We start from the raw sequence: 24,497 nt of genomic DNA, 5'->3' as shown, positions 1-24,497 counted from the left end.
CCCCCTCGGGACCTCAGTGAGACGAGCACCGCGTCTTGGTCACACATAAGACGCGGCCGGACCGGTCGAGGTCAACGGATGGGTGTGCCTATTTTCAAGATTTTTTAGCATCCCCGACTTCCGATCGTCCGTTTTAACCCTTTTTATGGCGATAGAGAAGAGGAGGATCGGTAAATGAGTAGTACTCATTGAGTGGCCATGAGTGACAGGTGTATGCTCTTCCCGAGCGGATGAGGGGCCATGCGGTTGGTGTGGCCCGCGGAGAATGGGAGGGCTGTTGGACGGCAAACCCGCGGTGAAAGTGGACAGCGATTCCGAGCAGCGGCAGACGCAGTCCACGGGTTCCTACCGGCCCGGTTATGAACTGGTGGCCGAACAGATCCTGCAGCTCATCGCGGAGTTGGGGCTGCGACCGGGCGACCGGATGCCCACGGAGAACGAACTGGCCTCCCGTCTGGGCACCAGCCGGACCGTGGTGCGTGAGGCGGTCAAGATCCTTTCTGCCATCGGCCGGGTGCGCGCCCAGAAGGGCCGCGGCCTGTACGTGGCCGACGACGAAGGGATGCTGGGGTCGTCACGCTGGGGAAGCTTCTTCCTCCCGACCGACCTCGATCACGTCTACACGCTCTTCGAGTTCCGTCGGGTGCAGGAAGCCGCGGCCAGCCAACTGGCAGCCACGCGCGCGACCCCGGCCGAACTTCGCGCCATCGAGGCCGCGGCCGACACCTGCCGTGAAGGACATGTGACCGGGCAGCGCGAGCTGTTCGACCGCGGCGACGACGACTTCCACCTGAGTATCGCCGCCGCGTCGCACAATCCTTTCCTCGTCGCGTCCGTACGCGAGGCCCGCCGTCTGCAGCTCCAGTCCAGCATCATCGGAATGCACGGCACGGTTGGCGGTCACGCCGACGAGGCGGTGACCGAGCACGCGGCGATCTACCAGGCGATCCGGGACGGAGACGCCGAGGCCGCGGCCGCGGCCGCCATCGTGCACCTGGACAAGACGCTCGAGGACTACCGGCGTGAGATTCAGCGCCGGGTTTTCGGCTGATCCTTCGGGCGGCCCCTCGGGACCTCTTGCGCACCCTTTGTGGAGCAGGGCCCCAACACCGGAACACCGGTGTTGGGGCGCTGCGGTACATGTTCCCCGGCGACACCGTGGTGCCGTGTCCGGCCGTTCGAGGGCCGGAAACTCAAGGGGGCTCCGGGGTTACGACGCGCTGAGCTTCCAGTGCTGGTTGGCGCCGCCGGTGGAGTCCCAGACCTGGACCTGGGTGCCGTTGGCGGTCTGTCCCCCGGGGGTTTCCAGCGCGCGGCCGGAAGCGACGTTGACCAGGGTGTAGGAGCCATCGCTGTTGCTGGTCGCGCGCCAGTGCTGGTTGGCACCACCGTTGGAGTCCCAGATCTCGATCCGGGTGCCGTTCGCGGTCTGGCCACCGGGCTCGTCCAGCACCCGGCCGCTGACAGCGTTGGTGAAGGTGTAGGTGCCGTCGGAGTTGGCATTGGCGCGCCAGCGCTGGTTGGAACCGCTGTTGGAGTCCCAGATCTCCAGCAGCGTCCCATTGGCGGTCTGGCCACCGGGCTCGTCCAGCACCCGGCCGGTCGCCAGGTTCGACAATGTGTACACCGTGCCCGAGACGATGCCGCCCGAGCTGCTCCCACCGCCACCGAGGGTGTTGAGTGTTGTGGTGTAAGCGGGTTTGGGGTTGCCGTTGGTGTCGAAGAGGAGGGGGTTGTCGCTGCTGCGCCAGGAGTCGCTGTCGCGGATGCCCCATACGGTGATGCCGGTGCAGCGGGCGACGTGCATGCAGGCGTTGACGGTGTTGGCGTAGTTGGTGGGGGATGCCTGGGCGATGTCGAGTTCGGTGAGCTGGACGTCGACGCCGAGGGCGGCGAAGTTGGTCAGTGTGGTCTGGAAGCTGGCGGGCGGGCCGCCGGTGCCGAAGTGGCTCTGGAAGCCCACGCAGTCGATGGGGACGCCGCGGGCTTTGAAGTCCTTGACCATGGTGTAGACGCCCTGGGTCTTGGCGTCGGTCCAGTTCTCGATGTTGTAGTCGTTGTAGCAGAGCTTGGCGGAGGGGTCGGCGGTGCGGGCGGTGCGGAAGGCGTGTTCGATGAAGCCGTTGCCGAGCTTGTCCTGGAACGGGGAGCTGCGGTGCTGGCCGCTGCCGCCGTCGGCGAATGCTTCGTTGACCACGTCCCAGGCGTAGATCTTGCCCTTGAAGTGGGTCATTTCCTGGGTGATGTGGTTGTCCATCGCGGACTGCAGGTCGGACGCGGACAGGTTGGAGACCCAGCCGGGCAGTTGTGAGTGCCATACCAGGGTGTGGCCGCGCATCTTCTGGCCGTGGGCGGTGGCGTGGGAGACGATCTGGTCGGCGGGTCCGAAGTTGAAGTTGCCGCGGGAGGGCTCGGTGGTGTCCCACTTCATCTCGTTCTCCGGGGTGATCATGGTGAACTCCCGGTCGAGGATCGTGGAGTACGTCTGGTCACCGAGCCGGCCCGCGGCCACCGCCGTACCGAAATACCGGCCCGATCCAGCCGCCGCCGCACCCAACGAACCCGCCGCAGACGCGTGAGCGGAGGGGGTCGCGGCGACGGCCGCGGCGAGCAGCGCGCCCGCGGCCACGCCGGCGCACGCCGAGGCTCGGCGGCTGCGCAACTTGTCAATGAGCGAGAACATGAAGGATCGCTCTCCTTGTGTGGGGGGACACGGCGCCGGGTTGAGGACGCCGTGAGGCGGTACAGCGGCGCTATGCGGACTCACCCGGGCGTCACAGGCCGTGGGGGGCCTAGGCCAGGGTCGATCCGCCGATACGCCGGAGCCCCGCAGGTTGATGCGGTGTGTCCGCTCCAGCTCTGTGAGCGGTCACATCACGCCCGATTGTGGCAGCGTGCGCTTGCGTGTCAACCCCTCCCGCCCGCTTGACCGTTCCGCTCCCCAGCCGCGTACGGCTTGAACTCCGCATCGGCCGGAGGTCGTTCGACACCACCGCTCGGCGCCGCGACCGGGAGCAACGCCGTCAATGAATCGATTCGACACACAGCACCATTTCGACATGCTCATCACTGGCAGTCGAGGACAAGATCTCCCGCACTCCGGGGATGAAGGACGGGGCTGACAACTGCCGTGCTCCGCCCGGGATCCCCCGTCCGGCGAAGCGGTGTCACACCCCCACTCGGCCCCACGGATCGCGGTTGCAGCGCGGCGGAACCGGAGGGTGGATGCGAATCGATTCTCTGTCGGCCCGGTCTAGCAGGTCGGCGGCATTCGCAGGATGCCGGAGGTCCGCAACTCGATCCCGCACCCTTGACAGGCGGCGGAGTTGAGAGCAGCGTCTCACCGAAACCTCTCCGCATCCCCCGCGTAACGCAGCCCCCTGAGCCCCAGAAATGTTAGCGATCACATCACAGCAAATGGGCTGCGCGGCCGACATTCAGGGAGATTGTATGCAAAACCGAAGCACATCGGGTGATCAGGCGCCCGGTCACGGCGGCATCCATCGGCTGCTGTCGAGGGTGGGACGCCGCGCCAGGTCGGAGGCCGTACCGGAAGACGCGACGGTCGCGCCGCCCGCCCGCGCATCCCAGGGCCGCCTCAAACTGTTCGTCCGGGCCGGAGCGGCCGCGGTGCTCGTCGCCGGCGCACTCGCGGGCGCCGCAGCCACGGCTGGTTCGGCGGGTGCTGCGGGGTCGGGTCCGTGTGACATATACCAGTCGGGTGGCACGCCGTGTGTGGCCGCGCACAGCACGACGCGCGCGCTGTACTCCTCGTACAACGGACCGCTCTACCAGGTGCGGCGCAGCTCGGACAACACGACGCGCGACATCGGCCTGCTGAGCGCGGGCGGGTACGCCGACGCCTCGGCGCAGGACTCGTTCTGCGCCGGCACGACGTGTGTGATCACGGTGATCTACGACCAGTCCGGCCGGAACAACAACCTCACCCAGGCACCCGGAGGCGGCGCGGCCGGCGGTCCCGACAACCTCGCCAATGCCACCGCGGCGCCGACCACCGTGGGTGGGCACAAGGCGTACGGCGTGTTCGTGGCGCCCGGGACCGGTTACCGCAACAACCACACCAACGGCATCGCCACCGGTGACAACCCCGAGGGCATGTACGCCATCTTCGACGGCACCCACTACAACGGCGGCTGCTGCTTCGACTACGGCAACGCCGAGACCGACAGCAACGACGATGGCAACGGCACGATGGAGGCCATCTACTTCGGCAACATCAAGGTCTGGGGGTACGGCGCCGGCAACGGCCCGTGGATCATGGCGGACCTGGAGAACGGCCTGTTCTCCGGCGTCAACCAGCACTACAACGCCAACGACCCCACGATCAGCTACCGCTACACCACCGCCATCATCAAGGGCGGCCCCAACCACTGGGCCATCCGCGGCGGCAACGCCCAGTCCGGGAATCTGTCCACCTTCTACGACGGTGCAAGGCCCAACGTCTCGGGCTACAACCCCATGCGCAAGCAGGGCGCCATCATCCTCGGTACCGGCGGCGACAACAGCAAGGGCGCACAAGGCACCTTCTACGAAGGCGTCATGACGTCCGGCTATCCGTCGGACGCCACGGAGAACGCGGTCCAGGCGAACATCACCTCTGTCGGCTACGGCTCGGGGAGCAGTAACCCGGGTACCACTGGGGCGCTGCACGCCGTGGGTGCGGGCAAGTGCCTGGACGTGCCGAACTCCTCGACCACCGCAGGAACGCAACTGCAGATCTGGGACTGCAACGGCCAGGGCAACCAGACCTGGACCCGTACCTCCTCCAACCAGCTCACCGTCTACTCCGGCAGCAGCCAACTGTGCCTGGACGCCTACAACAACCAGACCACCGCCGGCACCAAAGTCGTCACCTGGCCGTGCAACGGCGGCGCCAACCAGCAATGGCAGGTGAACTCCAACGGAACCGTCACCAGCGCCCAGTCCGGCCTCTGCCTCGACGTCACCGGAGCCTCCACCACCAACGGCGCCCTGGCCGAGCTCTGGACCTGCAACAACCAGACCAACCAGCAATGGACCCTCAACTGACGTCCGAGGAAGGCAGACGATGACGTCCACCCCTCCCGTGCGCACCGGCCGGGGCCGGCCGGCGCGCACGGCTCTGACCGTGGCTCTGGTCGCGGGCGCGGTCATGGCCGCGCCCGCGGTGACCGCGCACGCCGCGACCATGACCACCCTGTACGTCTCCCCGAGCGGTAGCGGTACGGCCTGCACGTCCTCCCAGCCGTGCGGCCCGGCCCAGGCCAAGTCCTCCGTGGAGGCCATCAACCAGAACATGACCGGCGACATCGTCGTCCAATTGGCCGGCGGCACCTACCGCATGTCGGCCCCGATGGTGCTCGGCGCCGCCGATTCGGGCAGCAACGGTCACAGTGTGATCTGGCAGTCCGCACCCGGTCAGAGCCCGGTCCTGTCGGGCGGTCAGCAAGTGACCGGCTGGTCGGTCCAGGACCAGGCGGCGAACATCTACAGCGCACCGATCCCCACCGGCACCGACTCCCGGCAGTTGTACGTCGACGGCGCGCTCGCGCCCCGGGCGTCGGTCACCATCTCGCGCAGTGATGTCAAGGTCACCACCGGCGGGATGACCATCGTGAATCCGGCGCTGAACTATCTGGCGAGCCTGCCCCAGCAGAACCGCATCGAATTGGAGAGCCAGAACTCCTTCACCGACCGGTACGCCCCGGTGCAGAGCATCAGCGGCAGCACCATCACGATGCAGCAGCCCGCCTGGCAGAACAACAACTGGGGCTACGACACGATCGCCAGCCCCTTCGCCGGGGGACAACTACTGCTGGAGAACTCCTACTCCTTCCTCAAGACCGCCGGGCAGTGGTACCTCGACCCCCAGGCGGGCCGGGTGTATTACAAGGCGCCCTCCGGCTGGAACTCCGCCGCGCACGACATCGAACTGCCGCACCTGAGCTCTCTGTTGCAGATCGGCGGCAGCTACAGCAGCCCCGCTCACGACATCGCCTTCCAGGGCATCGGCTTCCAGCACACCACCTGGCTGGGCCCGAGCTCATCGATCGGTTATGCCGATCAGCAGAGCGGCGCCTTCCTCGGCCGCACCTTCACCCAGCCCGGGGACTACTTGTCCTCCTGCCAGTCCGGGTGCTCGCTGTTCGAGGCGGCGCGCAACTCCTGGAGCCAGGTCCCGGCCGCCGTCCAGGTCTCCGCAGCCAATCACATCACCTTCACCGCGGACACCTTCACCCATCTCGGCCAGGTGGGCCTCGGCATCGGCAACAACCCTGACGCCCACGCCTCCGGCGTCGGCCTGGGCGCCGCGGACATCACCGTCTCCGGCAGCACCTTCTCCGACGACTCCGGCGCGGGCATTGTCATCGGCGGTGTACAGCCCGACGCCCACCATCCGTCCAACACGGCGATGACGAACAAGAACATCACCGTCCAGGGCAATCGGATCACCGGTGTCGCCGAGGACTACAAGGACATGGCCGGCATCCTGTCGACCTATGTCACGCACGCCGTCATCAGCCACAACGAGGTCGCGAACCTGGCCTACGACGGCATCGACGTCGGATGGGGCTGGGGCGCCAACGACGCCGGCGGCAGCCAGGACTACCGCAACCGCGGCCTCTACAACTACCAGCCCGTGTACACCACTCCCACGACGCTGAAGGACACCGTCGTGAGCAACAACCTGATCCACGGCACGAAGAAGGTGTTCCACGACGGCGGCAGCCTGTACAACCTGTCGGCCAACCCCGGCTCGGTCTTCTCGGGCAACTACATCTACGACAACCAGCACACCGTGGGGCTCTACCTGGACGAAGGTTCCCGCTACGTCACGCTCAGGAACAACGTCATCCAGGACTCCGGCGTATGGGCCTTCACCAATGCCGGCGGCACCAACAACACCAATGACAGCACCTTCGACACCAACTGGTACAACTCCGGCGCGACCCAGGTCTCGACGGGCTCTCCGCACAACAACGTCCTGACCGGCAACGTCTCGGTGTCCGGCACCAACTGGCCGTCCGGCGCGCAACAGGTCATCGCCCAGGCGGGCGTGACGAGCGGTTCGTCCGGTTCGAGTGGTGCGTTGCGTGCGGTGGGTGCGGGCAAGTGCCTGGACGTGCCGAACTCCTCGACCACCCCCGGCACCCAGGCCCAGATCTGGGACTGCAACGGCCAGAGCAACCAGACCTGGACCCACACACCCACCGGCCAGCTCACCGTCTACTCCGGCAGCAGCCAACTGTGCCTGGACGCCTACAACAACCAGACCACCCCCGGCACCAAAGTCGTCACCTGGACCTGCAACAACGGCACCAACCAACAGTGGACCCTCAACACCAACGGCACCGTCACCAGCACCCAGTCCGGCCTCTGCCTCGACGTCACCGGAGCCTCCACCACCAACGGCACCCTCGCCGAACTCTGGACCTGCACCGGCGGCACCAACCAACAATGGACCCTCAACTGATGTCCCGCCGTGCGCCTGCCCCCGCCCGGGGTCAGGCGCGCGGCCCGCCTCCGGCTCTGCCGGTGCGGGACACCACACCTCCGGCGCCGCGCATCGGGGCGGCTCCGGTGCTGGAACGGAGGGAAATGGGCGGAGCGAGAAGGATGTGCCGTGGCGGCGTGGCGGGCGCGGCGACGCGTTCGATGAGGAGGGCCACGGCCTGCCCGCCCATGTCGACAGCCGGAACGTCCGCCGCGGTGAGCGGCGGACGGAAATCCTCTGCCCACAGTCGGGCCGCGACGCCGGTGACCGAGAAATCGTACGGCACGGTCAGTCCCGCGTCGGCCAACGCCCGCTGGATGCCGGGCAGGGCGGCCTCGTTGATGGTAGTGACGGCGGTGAGGTCCGGGTGAGAACGCAGAAGTTCCTCGATGCTCTCCTGGCCGGAACGGGCGTCGTCGCCGCAGGCGATTTCCACACCCTCCACATCCCGCTCATTCACGCCCGCCGTGAACCCCTCACGCGCCCTGAGCGCGGGGCCGTAGCCCGCCGCGACCAGCTCCGGCGAGCGGCTGAGCAGTGCCACCTTCCGGTGGCCGAGATCCGCGAGGTGGTGGACCGTGTGGCGAATGAGCCCTGCATAGTCGACGTCGATCCAGCACATCGCCTGGTCGTCGGCCGTGTGCCCGATACCGACGAAGGGAAGTCCCGCGCGCTGGAGTCTGCCCACACGGGAATCCTCCAGCCGGATCTCCATGAGGATCACTCCGTCGACACGGCTTTCGGAAACCAGCCGTTCGAAGGAGCGGTCGTGGTCGCCACCGGAGGGGGACAGCAGGACATCCAGGTCCGCGCGGGCGGCGGCGTCGACCACGCTGGCGACGAAGTCGAGCTGCATATGAGTGAGCCGGTTGCCGGCCGGAGGGATTACCAGGCCGATCGTACGGGTCCGCCCCTCCTTGAGCGCTCGGGCCGTCGCGTTGGGGCGGTAACCCAGCTCGTCAATCACGTCCTGGACACGTTTACGGGTACTGGCCGCGACAGGACGTTTGCCGCTGAGCGCGTACGACACCGTGCTGCGCGACACACCCGCTCGTCGCGCGATCTCACCGATGTTCATACAGCTCCTTATGGGCGTACCACGGCGCCGACCATACTACCTGCGAATCGATTCGCTCTCTTGGGGCCCGGAGACCCGCTCGCGTGCTTGTGCCCCGAGTGTCCGCGGGGCGGATTGTCGTTGGTTGTATTGACGGGCAGCAGCAGCCGTCCTATCGTTTCGAAACGTTCGATCCAGAGTCGGAAACTTGCCTGGTCGAGTGGATGCTGGTCGGCTGGCCATGCGAGCGGGGAGAGGACCCCGGCGCGAGGGCCTGCGGCCCAGGTCACCAGCGAGCGCCGGAAACGGCATGCGGCCCGGAGGTGGCTCATATGTTAGCGCTCACTGAATATGCTGCTGTCCAGAACCATCCAGCTCGCTGTGGCATCTTGCATGAAGGTAGCGGCAGGCTTGCCGAGGCGGTTCGCCGCCCGAACCCCTTCGTGAATGTGCCGCCGACCCTGATGTTAACGCTAACTGCAAGCCCTTGGGGACTCTGTCCCGATGGCCGCGCAGACTGCGGGAACAGCGCGGGCCGGTCAGGCCGACGCTGCGGACCCCGGCTCCCGAAGCTGGGTGTGCCCGGCTCGGCCTCGGTCACCGGTACCGGCACCGCACCGCACCGCACCCATTCGTTCTCCACGGCCCAGCCTGCGACAGACCTGCCGCGGCGTACCCCCCACCCGTCCGAGATCTGACAAGGAATTCATCGATGACCTCACTTTCCAGGCGGCACGCCCTCGCGGTCGCGGCAGCAGCCGGCGCCGGGGCACTGACCGCTCCGGGCGTCGCGAGTGCCGCGTCTCCCTCCCCTCGCTCCCACCGACCCGCGCCGACGATCAGCAGGGAAGTCTTCGGACAGGTCGACGGAGTGGCTGTGTACCGCTACACGCTGACGGCTGTCAGTGGCCTGACCGTCAAAATCCTCACCTACGGCGGCATCGTGCAGTCGGTGCAGGTCCCCGACGGACGTGGCCGCCCGGTCGACATTGCGCTCGGATTCGCCACGCTGGACGACTACGTCGCTCACAACAGCCCCGAGGCCGGCGGCGGTGTGTACTTCGGGGCACTGATCGGCCGGTACGCCAACCGGATCGCCAACGGCACGTTCACTCTCGACGGCGCGACGTACCAAGTGCCGGTGAACAACAATGGCAACGCGCTCCACGGCGGGACCGTCGGCTTCGACAAGAAGATCTGGACACCGACCGTCGAGCACGGCCACGACTCGGTCGGCCTGCGTCTGGAGTACGTCAGCCCGGACGGGGAGATGGGCTTCCCGGGCACGCTGACGACACAGGCCACGTACACACTCGACAACAGCGACCGCCTGACGCTCGCCTTCCGTGCCACCACTGACAAGGCGACCGTCGTCAACCTGACCAACCACACGTACTGGAATCTGGCCGGAGAGTCGTCGGGAGACGTCTACGGGCAATTGCTGCATCTCAACGCCGACCGGTACACCCCGGTTGACGCGACGCAGATCCCCACCGGTGAGCGGCTACCGGTACGGGCCACGCCGATGGACTTCACCCGGCCGACGGCGATCGGGGCGCGGGTGGCGCGGGCCGACCCGCAACTGCTGACCGGTACGGGGTACGACCTGAACTGGGCGGTGAACGGGGGCGGCGGAAAGCCCACCCTCGCGGCCCGCGCGGTCGACCCGCGCAGCGGTCGGACCCTCACCATGTGGACCACCCAGCCCGGTATCCAGTTCTACAGCGGCAACTTCCTGACCGGCGCGCTGGTCGGCACCGGCAACAGCGCCTACCGGCAGGGCTACGGATTCGCGCTGGAGACTCAGAATTTCCCGGACGCCCCGAACCACCCGGACTTCCCGTCCTCCGTCCTGCGTCCGGGGCAGGTCTACCGTCACACCACGGTGTTCGGCCTGGCCACGAGCCGTTTGTGACCACCTTCGCCCGGCTTGTCGGGTCCCACCGCAGCAGGCGGTCGGCCGAGGTTCGGGTCCAGCACCACTCAGTTCTTCTCCAAGGCGCGACCGCTGCCTTGTCCCCCCACACACGAGGAGAATGATCTTCTATGTCCTGGCGCTATACGAAGCCACCCCGGAACCGATTGCTCACGGATTCGGAAGCCCCCGCGCACAAGGGAAGTTCGGGCCGCAGGCAGCTATCCGCGGTACTCGCCGCCGTGGTCGCGGCCATGGTCGTGTTGGCCGCGATGCTCGTCGCCAACACGGCTCAAGCGGCTACCACCGGCGCCCTGCGGGGTGTTGGTTCGGGTCGGTGTCTCGATGTGCCGAACTCCAGTCAGACCGACGGCACCTACCTGCAGATCTACGACTGCTCGGGCGGCTCCAACCAGCAGTGGACATTGACGTCCGGCAACCAGTTGACCGTGTACGGCGGCAAGTGCCTGGATGTTCCGGGCCACGCCACCGCGGCCGGTACCCGGGTGGAGATATGGACCTGCAACGGCGGCACCAATCAACAGTGGCGGGTGAACGCCGACGGCACTGTGGTCAGCCCGGAGTCCGGGCTGTGCCTGGACGTCACAGGTGGCGGTACGTCCAACAGCACGGCGGTGGAAATCTGGACGTGCAACGGCCGCACCAACCAGCAGTGGACCGGCTTGTCGGGGACGACCCCGCCAACGGGCGGGACGTGTTCTCTTCCGTCGACGTACCGGTGGACCTCGACGGGTGCGCTGGCGCAGCCGTCGAACGGGTGGGTTTCGCTGAAGGACTTCTCCAACGTGGTGTACAACGGCAAGCACCTGGTCTACGCGTCGAACGTGTCGGGGTCGGGGTACGGCTCGATGATGTTCAGTCCCTTCACGAACTGGTCGGACATGGCGTCGGCCGGCCAGACCGGGATGAGCCAGTCCACGGTGGCACCCACGCTGTTCTACTTCGCGCCCAAGAACATCTGGGTGCTGGCGTCCCAGTGGGGTGCGTGGCCCTTCTTCTACCGCACGTCGAGTGATCCGACCAACCCCAACGGCTGGTCCTCGCCGCAGGCGCTGTTCACCGGCAGCATCTCCCCCTCCGCCCCGATCGACCAGACCTTGATCGCAGACGGTCAGAACATGTACCTGTTCTTCGCCGGCGACAACGGCAAGATCTACCGGGCGAGCATGCCGATCGGGAACTTCCCCGGCAACTTCGGCTCCTCGTACACCACCGTCATGAGCGACTCGCAGGCCAATCTCTTCGAGGCGGTGCAGGTCTACAAGGTGCAGGACCAGAACCAGTACCTCATGATCGTTGAGGCGATGGGCGCCAATGGGCGCTACTTCCGCTCGTTCACAGCCTCCAGCCTGAGCGGTTCGTGGACCCCGCAGGCCGCCAGCGAGAGCAATCCCTTCGCGGGCAAGGCCAACAGCGGCGCCACTTGGACCAACGACATCAGCCACGGTGACCTGGTCCGCAACAACCCCGACCAGACCATGACCATCGACCCCTGCAACCTGCAGTTCCTCTACCAGGGCAAGTCCCCCAGCGCAGGTGGCCCCTACGACCAACTGCCCTGGCGGCCAGGTGTCCTCACTCTGCAGCACTGACCTCGTGGCGCCACCCTGCTGACGGCGCCCACCGCCCGGAGGAACCCCGGCTATGTGACAGCCGGGGTTCCTCTCGTGCCAGGGTCCGGCGGACGGTATCCGGCCCTGGCACACGCCGTTCCCGTACCCAGACGCTTGACGGTGCACGCGCAAGGGGGAAGCATATGGGAGCGCTCCCACAACGGTCCCGTCGTCAGTCGGTGTCCCTTTCGGCCGCTCCTGTCGGCGCCGCCTTCCCCCCACCGTGTCGATCGCCCTCCCAGGAGGACGCACGTGCCCAGATTCCGTCTTCCGACCGTGGGCGCGCTCGCGCGCGTCCGGTCCCTGGCCGCCACCGCGGTGGCCGTCTCGCTCCCGCTGGTGGTGACGGCCACCGCCGCCGCGCCCGCTGTCCAGGCCGCCGCTCCCGCCGCGGCCTCCTCGTACAACTACGCCGAGGCACTCCAGGACTCGATGCTCTTCTACGAGTCCCAGCGCTCGGGCAAGCTGCCCTCCGACAACCGCGTGTCCTGGCGCGGCGACTCCGACCTCACCGACGGCGCCGACGTCGGCCTGGACCTGACCGGCGGCTACCACGACGCCGGTGACGAGGTGAAGTTCGGCTTCCCGATGGCGTTTTCGATGACCATGCTGGCCTGGGGAGGCATTGACGAGTCGGCCGGCTACACCAAGAGCGGCCAGGACACGTATCTGCTGCGCAATCTGCGGTGGGGCGACGACTGGCTGCTCAAGGCGCATCCGTCGCCCAACGTGCTTTACGGCCAGGTCGGCGACGGTGGCACCGACCACGCCTTCTGGGGGCCGCCCGAGGTCAATCCGTCGCCGCGGCCGTCCTTCAAGATCGACGCCTCCTGCCCCGGCTCGGACCTGGCGGGCGAAGCCGCCGCCGCGCTGGCCTCCTCGTCCATGATCTTCAAGGCCGGTGAGCCGGCGTACGCCGCCACCCTGCTGACCAACGCGAAGCAGTTGTTCACCTTCGCCGACACCTACCGCGGCGCGTACGACAAGTGCATCACGGCGGCCCAGGGCTACTACAACTCCTGGAGCGGTTACTGGGACGAACTGGTCTGGGGCGCGATCTGGCTCTACCGCGCCACCGGCGACAGCGCCTATCTGAACAAGGCGGAGACGTATTACGCGCAGCTCCCGAAGATGCAGCAGACCAGCACGCCGGAGTACAAGTGGACGCTCGCGTGGGACGACAAGTCCTACGGCGACTACGTGCTGCTCGCCGAACTCACCGGCAAGCAGGCGTACGTCGACGATGCGGAGCGCTGGCTCGACTGGTGGACCACTGGCGTGGACGGCCAGAAGGTCACCTACTCCCCCGGCGGTGAAGCCTTTCTCGACACCTGGGGGTCGCTGCGTTACTCGTCCAACACCGCTTACGCGGCGCTACAGTTCGGCGGCTGGCTGAACAGCCGGGGCAAGGACGCTGCCAAGGCGCAGACCTACCACGACTTCGGCGTACGGCAAATCGACTATGTGCTCGGCGACAACCCCGCTCATGAGAGCTACGAGATCGGGTTCACCAACTCGGGTAAGAACAACTCGTGGCCGCAGAATCCGCACAGCAGGGCCGCGCACGGTTCGTGGTCCCAGTCGATGACCGAACCCGCGGCGACCCGGCACCTCGACTACGGGTTGCTGGTCGGCGGTCCCGGCTCGGCCGACGACGGCTTCTCCGACGAGCGCTCCAACTACGGTGAGACCGAAGGCGCTCTCGACTACAACGCGGGCTTCTCCAGCGCCTTGGCCGCGCTCACCGACCAGTACGGCGGCACTCCGCGGGCCGGCTTCCCAGGCAAGGAGACCCCGGACGGCCCCGAGGAGTTCACGCAGGCGGCGGTGAACGCCGCGGGCACGAACTTCTACGAGATCAAGGCCCAGGTGGTCAACAAGTCCGGCTGGCCCGCCCGCCACCTCACACACGGCAGTTTCCGCTATTACTTCACCCTTGACGCCGGCACCAACCCGTCGCAGGTCGTGCTGACCTCGGCGTACAACCAGTGCTCCGCGCCGACCGGCCCGACGCAGTTCTCCGGCAGCGTCTACTACGTGACGATCATCTGCGAGGGCCAGGACATCGCGCCCGCCGGGCAGTCCGCCTTCCACCGCGAGGTGCAGTTCCGGCTGAGCTTCCCCGGCGCGCACGACCCGACGAAGGACTGGTCGTACCAGGGCGTCGCCACCACGCCCGGCTCCACCCCGGTCACGGTCGACAACATCGTGCTCTACGACGGCTCCACACCGGTGTGGGGCAACGCGCCCGGCGGTTCCGGCACGGTCGCTCCGCCGTCCGCGCCCTCGGGGCTGAACGCGACCACCGTCACACAGACCTCGGCGTCCCTGTCGTGGACGGCGTCCACCGCGGGCACCCGGCCGATCTCCGGTTACCAGGTATTCGCCGACTCCGGCTCAGGCCCAGTGACGGCCGGCAACGCCACCGGCACCTCCCTGATGGTCACCGGACTCACGCCCGCGACCGCCTACACCTTCACCGTGAAGGCGGTCGACACCGCCGGCACTGTTTCGGCCGCGTCCGTACCGCTGACGGTCGCCACCAATTCCTCGACCAGCACGGACTGCACGGTCGCCTACACCGTCACCAGTGACTGGGGCGGCGGTTTCCAGGCCAGTGTCAAGATCACCAACACCAGCACCAGCTCTGTCAACGGATGGACCGCGACCTGGGTCTTCGGCGGTGACCAGCGGATCGGCAACGCGTGGAACGGCGTACTGACCCAAAGTGGCCAGACCGTCACGGCACGGGACGCCGGATACAACGCCACCCTGGCACCCGGCGGCACCGTTGACATCGGATTCACCGCCACCTATCGCACAAGCAACGTCGTGCCGCACGGCTTCACTGTCAACGGAACGGTGTGCGCGGCCGCCTGACCTTGTCAGCCGGTGCCGGTACGGCGGGTGCCCGCCGTACCGGCACCGGCTTTGTACGCGCTACCGCAGCAGAGGACGACGACCCATGAAAATGGGTCGTGCGGAGCGACGGAATGTGGAATGGACGGCTGCGGCACGTCCGCAACGCGCTCCCGGTCCACCGCTGCGCCTGGAGGGCGCCGGCAGGGCCGGCCCCCGTCAGACTCAAAGACGCGATCATTACCGCTTTTCCCCGCATGGGGGCTCGCCCAATCGATCGCCCATGCCGGGCGTACTGCGGCGGCCGGCCCGGGAAGATTCCGGGCCGGCCACCGCCGTAGAGCCGATGGTGCGTCAGGATACGGTGCAGGCAGAGCCGTTGAGCGTGAACGCGGTGGGCGAGGCGGTGCCGGAGCCTGTTCCCTGGAAACCAAAGCTGGTGGAGCCGCCCGCGGGGACGGCGCCGTTGTAGCCCAGGTCGGTGGCGGTCACGGTGGCGCCGGACTGGGTGGTCGTGGCGTTCCATGCGCTGGTGATCTTCTGGTCGGCAGGGAAAGTCCACTTGAGCGACCAGCCGTTGATGGCGCTGCCGCCGGTGTTGCGCAGGGTCACGTCCGTGGTGAAGCCGCCCGTCCAGGCGCTGACGATCTTGTAGCTGACGGAGCAGGCCGCACCTGTCGGCGGCGGAGTCGTGGGCGGGGCCGTGGTCGGCGGGGTCGTCGGCGGGGCGGTGGTCGGCGGGGTCGTCGGCGGAACGGGGTCCGAGGTTCCGGCGGATGCCAGCGCGTATGCCACGTCCGGTAGGAAGGTACCTGCGGCGCCGGCGCAGCCATCCGCCTCGCCTGGCGGCTTCACCCAGAGGAACGCGTCGATCGCCGGGTCGCCGGTGTTGGTCGTGGGATAGGCGCCGATCGCCCGGCCGGACGGGTCGCACCATGCCCCGCCGCCGGCCGGACCGTTGCCGTTGCGGCTGGTGTCCACCACGGCGTGCAGATTGGCCGGGTTGCCGAGCGCGGCCAGCACGTTCTTGGCGAAGTTGACCTCATTGGCCGTGGTGTTGAAGTTGGAGACGTTGGTGAAGAGGCCGTCGGCATTCGTCAGGATGCCGGCGCTGCGCAGCCGGTTGGCCTGCTCCGAGGCGCTGTTCCAGGCCGAGTGGCCGCCGTCCAGGTAGACCTTTGCGTTGGGTGCGGCGGCGTGGATGGCAGCTCCCGCCCGGGAGAGCGAGGCGAACCGGTCGGCCTGCTGCTGTGCGGTCAGGCAGGTGGTCAGGGCGATGGAGTCGGGCTCCAGGATGATGATCGACCGGCCGCTGCCCAGCCCCGCGGCGAAGTTGCGCACCCAGGCGTCGTACGAGGCCAGGTCCGGTGCGCCGCCTGCGGACGCGCCGCCGCAGTCACGGTTGGGGATCTCGTACACGGCCAGCACCGGCACCTGTCCGGCGGTGGCCGCGGCCGTGGTGACCAACCGGACGTCACCGGTGACGGTGGAGGGGCGGTAGTTGGAGAACCAGATCGCCTGCGGCTGGCTTGCGATCCGCCGGGCGATGACCGGCTGGCGGGAGTCACCGGGATTGGCGGCAACCCAGCGGACGACCTGGGAGTTGGGGTCCGCGTAGAGCTGGGTCCCGGTGGGCAGGCTGCCCTGCGCCGCGGCGCCTGCGGTGATCTCGGTGCTCAGCACGATGCCGGTGGCGGCGAGACCTGCGGCTACGCCGAGCGCCAGGGCCTTGCGCAGCCGCGACCCGCGCGCGGGCGCCTTGACCGCCTCGGCTGGGCGTGGGGTACCGGTGGGGGGTGTCACAGTTTTCCTCCGTGCTCTCGTGGGGGGAGAGGGCCCTCAGGGAACGAGGGCCAGATGCGACGGGGTATGTGGGAGCGCTCCCACTACTGGATTGAGCCTAGCGAGTACGACGAGGGCCCGTCATCCCCCGCGCGGGACGCACTTTCGGGTCGGCTCACTCTGCCGCGGTCCATCTGGCCTCATCGGCCGGTCGATTCCCTGGCCACCGGAGTGAAGCGGCTGACGATCCCTTCCCGGTCCTTGACCGACGACGCGACCGCCGGGCCAGGAGGCCGACCGCGGACTGTGCCATCGCGTCGTCGTCCGGGTCGATCGTGGACAGCGAGGGGGGCGAGGTGTGCGCTCGTCTCGACGTTGTCGAAGCCGATCAGCCTGACCTCACCGGGCACCCGCACCCCGGAGTCGGCGAGGCCGCGCGGCACGCCCATCGCCACCGTGCCGGTCGCGCAGAAGACACCGCCGAAGTCGAGGCCGTCGTGCGCCGTGTCCCTGGCACGCTGCGCGGCATCGTGCACGGTGAGCCGGTCCACGTGCTGCACGAGAGCCGGGTCCAGCGGCAGTCCGGCGCGGCCCGGCGCCTGCCGGTAGGCCGCCAGGCGGAGGCCGTTCCCGTCGGGTTCGTCCCCCACCGCCCCGCACACGATGGCCACCCTGCGGCTGCCGCGGTCGACGAGGTGGCGGGTGGCGGGTGGCGGGTGGCGGGTGGCGGGTGGCGGCCTACGATGCGTCGACGTTCCCCGCCGCCATTGCACCGCTGCCCTGACCCCCGCACGGGTGGCAGGGACGCGGAACGCGATCACGCGAGGACTGCCTCGACGGTGAGGAAGGAGTGCGGCGGCAGCGTCACGACCAGGCCACGGTCGTTCACGGTCATGGCGTCGAACGGACGCGGGCGGACCGCTGCCGGGACGTCCGCGGTGTTGTGGTCCTGGAGCCGTTCAGCTGTCAGCAGCCGGCCGGCCGGCTCACCGACCGGGCGGCCGCGCAGATCGAGCGTCACCTCGGCGGGCTCTTCCGCGTCCAGATTGGTCAGCGAGACCAGGAGCGTCCCCCCCTTGACGCTCGCCGAGACCGACAGCGTGTCCAGTTCCCTGTCCCCCACCCGGCGGCGCGCGTCGCGGGTCCGCAGGTGGACGGCGACCGAGGCGGCGTCCTGGTGGCCTTTGTTCATCTCGAACACGTGGTAGGTGGGAGTCAGGACCAGTGCGTCGCCATCGGTGAGGATCATCGCCTGGAGGACATTGACGGTCTGCGCGATATTGGCCATGTACAGGCGGTCGGCATGCCGATGGAAGATGTCGAAATGCGTGCTGGCCACCAGCGCGTCGCGCAGCGTGTTCTGCTGGTACAGGAAGCCGGGTTCGGTGCCGAGCTCCACGTCCCACCAGGTGCCCCACTCGTCCAGCACCAAGCCGACCTTCCGGCCGGGATCGTAGCTGTCCATGACCGTGGAATGACCGGTGAGGATACGGTCGATCCTCTGGGCGGAGAGCATCGTCCGGTAGTAGTCGTCGGTGTCGAAGACGGTGGCACTGCCCTTGGCGGACCATGGGCCGGCCAGCGTGTAGTAGTGAACGGAGAGTCCCTGAAAGAAGGTGCGGGGAGTGGCCTCGCAGCCGAAGCAACTGATCTGCTGCATCAGGGTCTCGGTCCACTTGTAATCGGCGTCGGCCGCGCCCGAGGCGATCCGGTAGAGCTTGTTGCCGCCGTGGTCGCGGCAGTACGTGGCGTACTGCCGCGAGATGTCCGCGGAGTATTCAGCGCGCATGTTGCCTCCGCAGCCCCATGTCTCGTTGCCGATGCCCCAGAACTTCACGCGCCAGGGCTCATCGCGGCCGTTGGCCTTGCGCAACCGCACCATGGGGCTGTCCCCGTCGCGCGTCAGGTACTCGACCCACTCGCTCATTTCCTGGACCGTGCCGCTGCCCATGTTGCCGCTGATGTAGGGCTCGGCACCGAGGAGTTCGCACAGGGCCATGAACTCGTGGGTGCCGAAGTGGTTGTTCTCCTCCACGTTGCCCCAGTGGGTGTTGACCATCATGGGGCGGCCGTCCCTGGGCCCGATGCCGTCCTTCCAGTGGTATTCGTCGGCGAAGCAACCGCCGGGCCAGCGCAGGTTGGGGATGTCCAGCGCCCGCAGTGCTTCCACGACATCGAGACGGATGCCGCCCTCGTTGGGGATCGGTGAATCCTCCCCCACCCAGAAGCCGCCGTAGACACAGCGGCCGAGGTGCTCGGCGAAGTGGCCGTAGAGATGACGGCTGATCGTCGGGCCCTCGACATCGACGTTGATGACAGCGGTGGCGATGGACACGGACGGGCTCCAGGAAGGGTGTGTGACGCGTCGGCAGGGCGATACCAGGCCGGCCCAGTCGCGCGGGCCGAGGCCGGCAGGGCGGGCACGGTCCTGTATCGATAAAAAGCTTCCAGTCTGACGCAACCGCGTCAAGCGAAACATAAGACATCGCAAGCGAAAGATTCGCCAGGCGACGTCCGGTGACGCCGGCCGCCTCGACCGTACGGGCGGCACCGGGCTGCCAGCAGGATCTGCCCCGACCGTTCGCGGGTTTGTTCCTGCCGTACTTCCGGCAGGAACAAACCCGCGAACCCGGACGGACTTTTCACAACCCCGCTGCCAGGCGGTAGTACGCCTGGTTCCAGCGGATCTCCTTGGCGAATTCCCGGATGGTGGTGCTGTCGTCGATGAGCAGCAGTTCGGTGCGGAGCATCTCGGCCAGATCGGACAGCTCTTCGCTGCCCACAGCGCTGGACAGCACGGTGTGATGGGGCCCGCCGGCGGTCAGCCACGCCTCGGTGGACGTCCGCAGATCGGGCGCGGGCCGCCACACCGCGCGGGCCACGGGCAGTTTCGGCAGCGGCTCGACCGGCGTCACCACCTCGATCTGGTTGGCGACCAGCCGGAAGCGGTCGCCCATGTCGGCCAGACCGACCACGATCGCGGGCCCTGGCTGTGCGTCGAAGACGAGCCGTACCGGGTCCTCCCGGCCGCCGATCCCCAGCGGATGGATCTCGCACGACGGCTGGTGTTCGGCGATCGAGGGGCAGACCTCCAGCATGTGCGCGCCCAGGATCAGTTCGCTGCCCGGCGTGAGGTGGTAGGTGTAGTCCTCCATGAAGGATGTGCCGCCGGGCAGGCCCCGGCCCATGACCTTGAGGGTGTGGAGCAGGGCCGAGGTCTTCCAGTCGCCCTCGCCACCGAAGCCGTAACCGTCGGCCATGAGGCGTTGTACGGCGAGGCCGGGGAGCTGGCGCAGACCGCCGAGGTCCTCGAAGTTGGTGGTGAAGGCATTGAATCCGCCCTCGGTCAGGAAGGTGCGCAGCCCCAGCTCGATACGGGCGGCGTAGCGCAGGGCCTCGTGCCGCTCGCCGCCGGCGGTGAGTTCGGGTGCCAGGCGGTAGGCATCCGCGTACTCCTTGACGAGTTCGCCGACCGCCGCTTCGTCGGCGGCGTTCACGACCTCGACGAGGTCGTTGACGCCGTAGGTGTTGACCGACACCCCGAATCGCAACTGGGCCTCGACCTTGTCGCCCTCGGTGACTGCCACATCGCGCATGTTGTCACCGAATCGGGCCAGCTTCAGACTGCGCAGCGCGTCGTAGCCGAGTGCGGCCCGCATCCAGGAGTGGATCCTGGCCACCACTTCGGGGTTCGACACGTGCCCGGCAACTGTCTTGCGCGCGACGCGCAGCCTGGACTGTATGTACCCGAACTCCCGGTCGCCGTGGGCGGCCTGGTTGAGGTTCATGAAGTCCATGTCGATGGTGGACCAGGGCAGTTCGACATCGGACTGGGTGTGCAGATGCAGCAGTGGCTTGCGCAGCAGGTCCAGGCCCGCGATCCACATCTTGGCGGGCGAGAAGGTGTGCATCCACGCGATCAGACCCACGCACGACGGGTCGGCGTTGGCGGCCAGCACCGTGGACATGATGGAGGCGGAATCGGTCAGAACCGGCTTCCAGACCAGCTCCGCGGGTGCGCCGGGCACCGCGGCGAGCAGTTCCTGGATCCGGCGGGACTGTCCGGCGACCTGTGCCAGTGTCTCCTCCCCGTACAGCCCTTGGCTCCCGGTGAGGAACCACACCACGGGACGAGTTGACGCGGTCATCGGCTGGCTCCTGGGTCGTTGGTGGCCGCGGACTGGCCGTACACGTTCTGATAACGGTCGTAAAGCCGGTCGATACTGGCCCGTTCGATCGGCAGCGGTTCGCCGAGCTGCCGGGAGATGTGCACGGTACGGGCCACGTCCTCGCACATCACCGCCGCCTTCACCGCCGCGCGAGCGTCCTTGCCGATGGTGAAGACGCCGTGGTTCTGCATCAGGACCGCGGGCGAGCGGTGGCCCTTGAGCGTGTCGACAATGCCGCGGCCGATCGAGTCGTCGCCGATCAGCGCGAAGGGCCCGACCGGGATCTCGGCGCCGAATTCATCGGCCATCGCGGTCAGTACGCACGGCACCGGCTCGCCGCGCGCCGCCCAGGCGCAGGCGTAGGTCGAGTGGGTGTGCACCACCCCGCCGACCTCGGGCAGGTGCCGGTAGACATAGGCGTGCGCCGCGGTGTCGGAGGACGGCGACAGGTCCCCTTCCACCACGCGCCCGTCCAGATCACAGACGATCATGCTGCTGGGGACGAGGAGTTCGTAGCCGACACCGCTGGGCTTGATGACGAACAGGTCCTGCCCGGGCACCCGGGCGGAGACATTGCCGGCCGTCCAGACCACGAGTTCGTAGCGGACCAGTTCATGGTGCAGATCGCTGACCTGCTGGCGCAGTGACGTAACCGTGGCGGGTGGCGTCGGCCGCGCGGGGTTTCGACTCATGTGAGGCGACCTCAAGGATGAGCGAACTCCAGCACTCGGAGGTGAGCGCTAACAGTTCGAAGCTGGCGGAGTGGTCGTGCTGGTGTCGGTACGCAGCGCTCGCAGTCGGTGCATGACGTCGCTGCCGCCGCGGCCGAAGTGGTCGTGCAGCGCGCGGTACTCGGCGTAGACCGGGTCGTACGCGGCTGCTCGCGCCGGATCGGGGGTGTAGGCATGCCGCTCAAGGCGGCCCATCGCGGCCGAGGCGGCGCGGATGTCGGTGTACGCCCCCGCGGCGACGGCCGCGTGGATGGCCGCGCCCAGCGCCGGGCCCTGCTCAGCCGCGAGCACGTTGACCGGCCGGTTCAGGATGTCGCAGTAGGTCTGCATGAGGAAGGTGTTCTTCAGTAGACCGCCGGCGGCCGTGAACTCGGTGACCGGCACCCCCGCCTGCTCGAACGTCTCGATGATCGTGCGGGTGCCGTAGGCGGTGGCTTCGACCAGGGCGCGGTAGATGTCCTCGGGGCGTGTGTCGAGGGTGAGGCCGACGATCAGGCCGGACAGGTGGTGGTCGACCAGGACCGACCGGTTGCCGCTGTGCCAGTCCAGTGCGAGCAGTCCGTGGCCGCCCACCGGTTGCGCGGCGGCCTTCTCGCTGAGCAGTTCGTGCACGGAGATGCCGCGCCTGCGGGCCTCGACGGCGTACTCGTGCGGAGCGGCGGTCCGTACCGCCCAGGCCAAGATGTCCCCGACCCCGCTCTGCCCGGCCTCGTACCCCCACAGTCCCGGCACGATGCCGTCACGCACCACACCGCACATGCCCGGTACCTCGGCCAGGACATCGGAGTTCATGACGTGACAGGTCGAGGTGCCCATGATGGCGAGCATGTGCCCCGGATCGAGCGCCCGGGCGGCGGCACTGGTGACGTGCGCGTCAACGTTTCCGACGGCCACGACGGTTCCCGCACGCAGTCCGGTCAGTTCGGCGGCCGCCGGGCTGAGCTTCCCGGCCGGGCTGCCGAGCGAGGACAGCGGATGCTCAATCTTGGCGGTGAAATCCGCGAAATCCGGGTGCAGGGAGGCCAGGAACGCCGCATCCGGATAGGCGTCGTCCTGGTAGACGCCCTTGTAGCCCGCGGTGCACGGGTTGCGGGTCTCCTCCCCCGTCAGCTGCCAGACGATCCAGTCGGCCGCCTCGATCCAGCGGTCGGACGCGGCGTACACCTCCGAATCCTCGAGCAGCACTTGGAGCGCTTTGGCGTGCTGCCATTCGCTGGATATCTTCCCGCCGTAGCGGGCCAGCCACCGCTGGCCCGACTCCTCGGCCCGCCGTACGATCAGGTCCGCCTCCGGCTGGGCCGCGTGGTGGCGCCACAACTTCGGGTAGGCGTGCGGGCGTGCGGCGAACCGTGGCAGCTCACACAGAGGGGTGCCGTCCCAGGTGGTGGGCAGAACGGTGCAAGCGGTGAAGTCGGTGGCGATGCCGATCACCTGCGAGGACCGCACGCCGGCGTCGGCCAGCGCGCTCGGCACGGCGAAGCGCAGCACGTCCCGCCAGTCCTGCGGGATCTGCAGTGCCCAGTCGGCGGGCAACTTGAGACCGCCACCAGGCAGTGTGCGGTCCACCACGGCGTGGGTGTACTCGTGCACCGCGCTGCCCAGTTCCCTGCCGTCTTCGACATCCAGAACAAGGGCGCGGCCGGACAGGGTCCCGAAATCGACCCCAACGGTGACGGCAGGCGTATCGGTCGTCATGGTTCTCTCCAGATGTGCGACAGGTACCGGCCCGTCGTCGGAACCTCCTGCACGCGGGTACGTGTCAGGTTGGAGTCGTACTGCTGCGGACGATCAGCCGCGGTTCGATCACCGCGCGCTCGTCACCACCGGCGGTGCCCGACTCCAACTGGCTGACCAGCAGCCGGATGCTGGCCTGCCCGACCGCGGCGAAGTCCTGCCGGACCGTGGTCAGCGGCGGGGCGAAGAACTCCGCCTCCGGGATGTCGTCGAATCCGGCGATGGCCACCCGCGTCGGCACCGACAGACCGGCCTCGCGGAGCGCCCGCATGACCCCGAGCGCCATCTGGTCGTTGGCCACGAACACCGCGGAGACATCGAGGGAGCGGCGTCGTGCCGCGCTCGCTGCCACCCGGCCTGCGAGTTCCTGCCCCGCCCGGTAGCCGGACAGCGGGGTCCAATCCCCGATCAGCGGCTCAGGCACCTCGGCGCCCGCCTCCTCCAAGGTGGCCCGCCAGCCCTTCACCCGGGCCTCGGCCTCCAGCCAGTCGGACGGGCCGGCCACATGCCACACCGTACGGTGCCCGGCCGCCAGCAGGTGACCGGTCACCAGCCGGGCGCCCAGCTCCTGGTCCACCGACACTCCCGGTATGGGCAGCGAGTGCCCGCCCTCGACGGTCACTACCGGGAAGGGCAGCCGCAGTTCGGCAAGCGCCGCCACGGCCGCGCGGTGCGGGACCATCACGACGATCCCCTCCACCCCCCAGTCGCTGAGATGGTCGATCGCCTCGGCGAGCGCCTTGGCCGTGTACCGGCGCAGCGTCACCGCGGAGGCCATGTACCCCTCGTCACGGGCCGCCTCCTCCAGACCGAACAACATGCTCGCAGGCCCGAACAGCGTCGGGTTGCACGCGACCACACCGAGCGTGAGGGTGCGACGGGTCACCAGTGCCCGCGCAGAGGAATTGCGCCGGTAGCCCAGCTCCTCGATGGCCCGCTGCACTTCGGCCCGTGTGGTGTCGCGGACGCTGGGGTGGTTGCTCAGGACCCGCGACACGGTCTGGTGCGACACCCCCGCGACCTGGGCGACGTCGGCCATAGTGGGGGCCCGGCGGGGGCCGGCGCTCTCCCTGGTCTGCGACATGGTTCTCCGATCCCGTGATCCACCTCATTGTTAGCGC

Annotated in this window: 15 protein-coding genes; 6 read left to right on the top strand and 9 right to left on the bottom strand. The window is 68.1% G+C overall.

Features of this window, described 5'->3' with window-relative positions; translation table 11 throughout:
- Positions 1-277 precede the first annotated feature (277 nt).
- The gene (locus tag ACFZBB_RS32625; RefSeq protein WP_391130176.1) at positions 278-1,051 is read left to right on the top strand and encodes an FCD domain-containing protein; all 774 of its coding nucleotides are present in this window, start codon (positions 278-280) and stop codon (positions 1,049-1,051) included.
- A gap of 159 nt (positions 1,052-1,210) precedes the next feature.
- Here ACFZBB_RS32625 and ACFZBB_RS32620 read toward each other — a convergent pair whose 3' ends face one another.
- Positions 1,211-2,683: an endo-1,4-beta-xylanase gene (locus tag ACFZBB_RS32620; RefSeq protein WP_391130173.1), complete on the bottom strand. Its 1,473-nt coding sequence runs from the start codon at positions 2,681-2,683 to the stop codon at positions 1,211-1,213.
- Positions 2,684-3,603: 920 nt separating this feature from the next.
- Between ACFZBB_RS32620 and ACFZBB_RS32615 the strand changes: the two genes are divergently transcribed.
- Together ACFZBB_RS32615 and ACFZBB_RS32610 are read left to right on the top strand one after the other, a co-directional pair.
- The gene (locus ACFZBB_RS32615; RefSeq protein WP_391130234.1) at positions 3,604-5,049 is read left to right on the top strand and encodes an arabinofuranosidase catalytic domain-containing protein; all 1,446 of its coding nucleotides are present in this window, start codon (positions 3,604-3,606) and stop codon (positions 5,047-5,049) included.
- A gap of 19 nt (positions 5,050-5,068) precedes the next feature.
- Positions 5,069-7,474, top strand: coding sequence for a ricin-type beta-trefoil lectin domain protein (locus ACFZBB_RS32610; protein WP_391130169.1), 2,406 nt, complete (start codon positions 5,069-5,071; stop codon positions 7,472-7,474).
- A gap of 31 nt (positions 7,475-7,505) precedes the next feature.
- Here ACFZBB_RS32610 and ACFZBB_RS32605 read toward each other — a convergent pair whose 3' ends face one another.
- Positions 7,506-8,573, bottom strand: coding sequence for a substrate-binding domain-containing protein (locus tag ACFZBB_RS32605; RefSeq protein WP_391130166.1), 1,068 nt, complete (start codon positions 8,571-8,573; stop codon positions 7,506-7,508).
- Positions 8,574-9,264: 691 nt separating this feature from the next.
- Here ACFZBB_RS32605 and ACFZBB_RS32600 point away from each other — a divergent pair.
- The 3 genes from ACFZBB_RS32600 (at position 9,265) to ACFZBB_RS32590 (ending at position 14,981) form a co-directional block, all read left to right on the top strand.
- Positions 9,265-10,467, top strand: a complete 1,203-nt coding sequence (locus ACFZBB_RS32600) for a galactose-1-epimerase (protein WP_391130163.1) — start codon at positions 9,265-9,267, stop codon at positions 10,465-10,467.
- A 254-nt stretch (positions 10,468-10,721) separates the two neighbouring features.
- Positions 10,722-12,080 (top strand): non-reducing end alpha-L-arabinofuranosidase family hydrolase, encoded by a 1,359-nt coding sequence (locus ACFZBB_RS32595; RefSeq protein ID WP_391130161.1) that lies wholly within the window; start codon positions 10,722-10,724, stop codon positions 12,078-12,080.
- A 273-nt stretch (positions 12,081-12,353) separates the two neighbouring features.
- Complete coding sequence (locus tag ACFZBB_RS32590) at positions 12,354-14,981, top strand: glycoside hydrolase family 9 protein (RefSeq protein WP_391130158.1); 2,628 nt, start codon at positions 12,354-12,356, stop codon at positions 14,979-14,981.
- Between the two features lie 333 nt (positions 14,982-15,314).
- Here ACFZBB_RS32590 and ACFZBB_RS32585 read toward each other — a convergent pair whose 3' ends face one another.
- The 7 genes from ACFZBB_RS32585 to ACFZBB_RS32555 form a co-directional block, all read right to left on the bottom strand.
- Entirely contained in the window at positions 15,315-16,763 is a 1,449-nt protein-coding gene (locus tag ACFZBB_RS32585) for a glycoside hydrolase family 6 protein (RefSeq protein ID WP_391130155.1), read from the bottom strand.
- A gap of 179 nt (positions 16,764-16,942) precedes the next feature.
- Positions 16,943-17,515 carry a substrate-binding domain-containing protein gene (locus ACFZBB_RS32580; protein ID WP_391130231.1) on the bottom strand — a complete coding sequence of 191 codons (573 nt, stop codon included), beginning with the start codon at positions 17,513-17,515 and terminating at the stop codon, positions 16,943-16,945.
- A gap of 44 nt (positions 17,516-17,559) precedes the next feature.
- Positions 17,560-19,077, bottom strand: a complete 1,518-nt coding sequence (locus ACFZBB_RS32575; protein WP_391130152.1) for an alpha-L-arabinofuranosidase C-terminal domain-containing protein — start codon at positions 19,075-19,077, stop codon at positions 17,560-17,562.
- Between the two features lie 307 nt (positions 19,078-19,384).
- Positions 19,385-20,890 carry an L-arabinose isomerase gene (gene araA, locus ACFZBB_RS32570; RefSeq protein WP_391130149.1) on the bottom strand — a complete coding sequence of 502 codons (1,506 nt, stop codon included), beginning with the start codon at positions 20,888-20,890 and terminating at the stop codon, positions 19,385-19,387.
- The gene (locus ACFZBB_RS32565) at positions 20,887-21,603 is read right to left on the bottom strand and encodes an L-ribulose-5-phosphate 4-epimerase (protein ID WP_391130146.1); all 717 of its coding nucleotides are present in this window, start codon (positions 21,601-21,603) and stop codon (positions 20,887-20,889) included. The genes araA and ACFZBB_RS32565 overlap by 4 nt, the downstream gene beginning before the upstream one ends.
- 48 nt (positions 21,604-21,651) lie before the next feature.
- Positions 21,652-23,337 carry a ribulokinase gene (gene araB / locus ACFZBB_RS32560; RefSeq protein WP_391130142.1) on the bottom strand — a complete coding sequence of 562 codons (1,686 nt, stop codon included), beginning with the start codon at positions 23,335-23,337 and terminating at the stop codon, positions 21,652-21,654.
- A gap of 64 nt (positions 23,338-23,401) precedes the next feature.
- Positions 23,402-24,460 carry a substrate-binding domain-containing protein gene (locus ACFZBB_RS32555; protein WP_391130140.1) on the bottom strand — a complete coding sequence of 353 codons (1,059 nt, stop codon included), beginning with the start codon at positions 24,458-24,460 and terminating at the stop codon, positions 23,402-23,404.
- Positions 24,461-24,497 lie beyond the last annotated feature (37 nt).

Origin of the sequence: Streptomyces sp. NPDC008139 (assembly GCF_042957025.1) — a bacterium.
GTDB lineage: Bacteria > Actinomycetota > Actinomycetes > Streptomycetales > Streptomycetaceae > Actinacidiphila.
This window is presented reverse-complemented; position numbering and strand designations above follow the sequence as displayed.

Coding starts and splice junctions, on each gene's coding strand:
- ACFZBB_RS32600 (WP_391130163.1), top strand. CDS start 9,265: ATGACCTCACTTTCCAGGCGGCACGCCCTCGCGGTCGCGGCAGCAGCC.
- ACFZBB_RS32555 (WP_391130140.1), bottom strand. CDS start 24,460: ATGTCGCAGACCAGGGAGAGCGCCGGCCCCCGCCGGGCCCCCACTATG.
- ACFZBB_RS32595 (WP_391130161.1), top strand. CDS start 10,722: ATGGTCGTGTTGGCCGCGATGCTCGTCGCCAACACGGCTCAAGCGGCT.
- araA (WP_391130149.1), bottom strand. CDS start 20,890: ATGACCGCGTCAACTCGTCCCGTGGTGTGGTTCCTCACCGGGAGCCAA.
- ACFZBB_RS32610 (WP_391130169.1), top strand. CDS start 5,069: ATGACGTCCACCCCTCCCGTGCGCACCGGCCGGGGCCGGCCGGCGCGC.
- ACFZBB_RS32620 (WP_391130173.1), bottom strand. CDS start 2,683: ATGTTCTCGCTCATTGACAAGTTGCGCAGCCGCCGAGCCTCGGCGTGC.
- araB (WP_391130142.1), bottom strand. CDS start 23,337: ATGACGACCGATACGCCTGCCGTCACCGTTGGGGTCGATTTCGGGACC.
- ACFZBB_RS32605 (WP_391130166.1), bottom strand. CDS start 8,573: ATGAACATCGGTGAGATCGCGCGACGAGCGGGTGTGTCGCGCAGCACG.
- ACFZBB_RS32565 (WP_391130146.1), bottom strand. CDS start 21,603: ATGAGTCGAAACCCCGCGCGGCCGACGCCACCCGCCACGGTTACGTCA.